The 2,467-nt window shown below is 64.9% G+C and carries 3 protein-coding genes; all 3 read right to left on the bottom strand.

Annotated features, from left to right (window positions below; all coding sequences use genetic code 11):
* Positions 1-79 precede the first annotated feature (79 nt).
* Genes tnpC through tnpA form a run of 3 tightly spaced genes read right to left on the bottom strand, consistent with a single transcriptional unit; the run spans position 80 to position 2,385 of the window.
* Entirely contained in the window at positions 80-1,660 is a 1,581-nt protein-coding gene (gene tnpC, locus QWL29_RS26415) for an IS66 family transposase (RefSeq protein WP_441295519.1), read from the bottom strand.
* Between the two features lie 30 nt (positions 1,661-1,690).
* Positions 1,691-2,038 carry an IS66 family insertion sequence element accessory protein TnpB gene (gene tnpB, locus QWL29_RS26410; protein ID WP_305825828.1) on the bottom strand — a complete coding sequence of 116 codons (348 nt, stop codon included), beginning with the start codon at positions 2,036-2,038 and terminating at the stop codon, positions 1,691-1,693.
* A complete protein-coding gene (gene tnpA / locus QWL29_RS26405; protein ID WP_305825827.1) occupies positions 2,035-2,385 on the bottom strand; it encodes an IS66-like element accessory protein TnpA in 351 nt (116 codons plus the stop codon). Before tnpA ends, tnpB begins: the two co-directional genes overlap by 4 nt.
* Positions 2,386-2,467 lie beyond the last annotated feature (82 nt).

The raw sequence follows: 2,467 nt of genomic DNA, 5'->3' as shown, positions 1-2,467 counted from the left end.
GTAAGCGTCATCCCAGCACCGTCTTGAGAGCTGGGAGCAAAGGCGAGATGATGTCTGTCACACCGCTGGGAAGCGGAGTTTAGCCGGCCAGCTTGGCGGCACAGTTCCAGGGCAGGAAGTCGTCGACCCGATTCACAGGATGATCAGCGATATGCGTCAGCACATGGCGCAACCAGGCTTCGGGGTCGATTCCGTTCAGCTTGGCCGTTCCAATCAGCCCATACATGGCAGCAGCGCGTTCGCCGCCGCTGTCGGCGCCGGCAAACAGGAAGTTGCGCCGGCCCAGCGCGATACCGCGCAGCGCCCGCTCGGCGGCCGAGTTGTCGATCTCGATGCGGCCATCGTCGATATGGCGGGTTAGTGCCGGCCAGAGCTTGAGGGCGTAAAGGATCGCCGCTGCCGTATCGGATTTGCGCGACAGCGTGGAGAGCGTGGCGTGTAGCCAGCGCTCCAGGTCATCGAGCAACGGTTTTGCGTGCAGCTGCCGTGCGGCGCGTCGTTCGTCCGGCGGCTTGCCGCGGATGTTCTCTTCGATGGCATACAGCTCGCCGATCCGGCGCAGCGCCTCGGTGGTGAGCGCTGTCGGCCGTGCCGCATGCAGGTCATAGAATTTGCGGCGTGCGTGTGCCCAGCAAGCAGCTTCCACCACGCGGCCAGTGTCGTACACGGCGTTGAAGCCGGCGTAAGCGTCGGCCTGCAGCACGCCGTGGAAATCGGCCAGGTGGTGTTGTGGATGCTCGCCCTTGCGGTCGGGCGAGTAGGCAAACCATACCGCTGGCGGGGTGGCGTCGCCGCTGGCGCGGTCGTCGCGCACATAGGTCCAGAGGCGCGCCGTGCGGGTCTTGCCGTTGCCCGGAGCGAGCACCGGCAGCGGCGTGTCGTCGGCATGCAGCTTCGTTGCGGCGAAGACATGGCGGCGCAGCGCATCGACCAGCGGACGCAGCAGCGTGCCGGCGGCACCGACCCAGCTGGCCAGCAGGCTGCGCTCGAGCTCCACGCCTTCGCGGGCGTAGATCACGCTCTGGCGGTACAGCGGCAGGTGGTCGGCAAACTTCGCCACCAGCACATGGGCCAGCAGGCCCGGGCCGGCGAGGCCTCGTTCGATGGGTCGGCTGGCCGCCGGCGCCTGCTGAATCGTATCGCAGCAGGCACATGCCAGCTTGGGACGCACATGGCGAATCACGCGGAAGCTGGCCGGCACGTATTCGAGCTGTTCCGAGACGTCTTCACCCAGGTGTTTCAGATTGCCGCCACAGTCAGGACAGGCATCGCTGGCAGGGAGCAGCACCCGTTCCTCGCGCGGCAGATGCGGCGGCAGCGGCTTGCGTGCAGCTTTCTTGCGAGGCGCCACATCCACTGGGGCTTGCGCCTCGGCCACCGCCTCTTCCGCTTCCAGGTCTTCCAGCTGGAGTTCGAGTTGCTCGATCTGCTGGTCGAGCTTTTCCGACTTTCTCCCGAACTGCATGCGCCGCAGCTTGGCCAGCACCAGCTTCAGGTGCTCGATCTCGGCGGTGCGTCTCGACAGTTCAGCAGTCAGATATGCCAGCTGCGCTTCGCTTTGTTCCGCATACGCTTCGATTCGTGCGGCACGCGCTTCGCTGGCCAGCAGCATGGCTTTCAGGGCAGCGATATCGTCGGGCAGGTCGGCGGCGTTGAGCATGCGCCCAAGTTTACGCGGACCGTGACAGGTTTACAAGGCCGACTCCGGTCGCCAGGTGCGCTCCGGTCGGCGCCAGTCGATCCCCTCGAGCAGCATCGACAGCTGCGCATGCGTCAGCGTGACGCTCCCGCTGCTCGCCTGCGGCCAGATGAAGCGGCCACGCTCCAGGCGTTTGCACAGCAGGCACAGCCCGTCACCGGTCCACCATAGCACCTTGATCAGGTCCCCGCGTCGGCCACGGAACACGAATACATGGCCGCTGTACGGATCTTCTTCCAGGGCCGTCTGCACTTTCGATGCCAGACCATTGAATCCCGAGCGCATGTCAGTGACGCCGGCAGCCAGCCAGATGCGCGTACCGGCAGGCAGGCCGATCATGCGCGTAGTCCCTTCAGTACCAGCGTCAGCGTTGCCGGATCCGGACTGCCCTCGACACGCACCGCTGCCTCGCCGATGCGAATTTCGATCACCCCGCTACCGACCGGGCCTTTGCTGATCGGCGAGACCTGTGCCAGTGTTACCGGCACCAACTCGGCCTGGTCGAGCTGGCCTGCCATCAACTGGCGTCGCCAGCGAAACAGCATGTTCGTATTCAGTCCATGCTGCAGGGCCAGCTGCGACACACTCACCGCCGGATCACACGCCTGCTGCGCCAGCTGCCGCTTGAACTCGAGCGGGTAGTTTGCGCTACGCCGACGCCTGCTGTGTTCAACTTCGCTTTCCAAGATAGTCCCCACCAAAATTTAGTGGGCACTACTTTGCGACCGGCGCCGTTCAGTGTCTAGACGGTGGTGGTTTGACGCTTAC

It is taken from the genome of Massilia brevitalea (genome assembly GCF_030711405.1).
Classification (GTDB): domain Bacteria; phylum Pseudomonadota; class Gammaproteobacteria; order Burkholderiales; family Burkholderiaceae_D; genus Telluria; species Telluria brevitalea.
This window is presented reverse-complemented; position numbering and strand designations above follow the sequence as displayed.

What these genes read in the sequence shown, in the direction of transcription:
- tnpC (WP_441295519.1), bottom strand. Translation starts at nt 1,660, where the DNA reads ATGCTCAACGCCGCCGACCTGCCCGACGATATCGCTGCCCTGAAAGCC.
- tnpB (WP_305825828.1), bottom strand. Translation starts at nt 2,038, where the DNA reads ATGATCGGCCTGCCTGCCGGTACGCGCATCTGGCTGGCTGCCGGCGTC.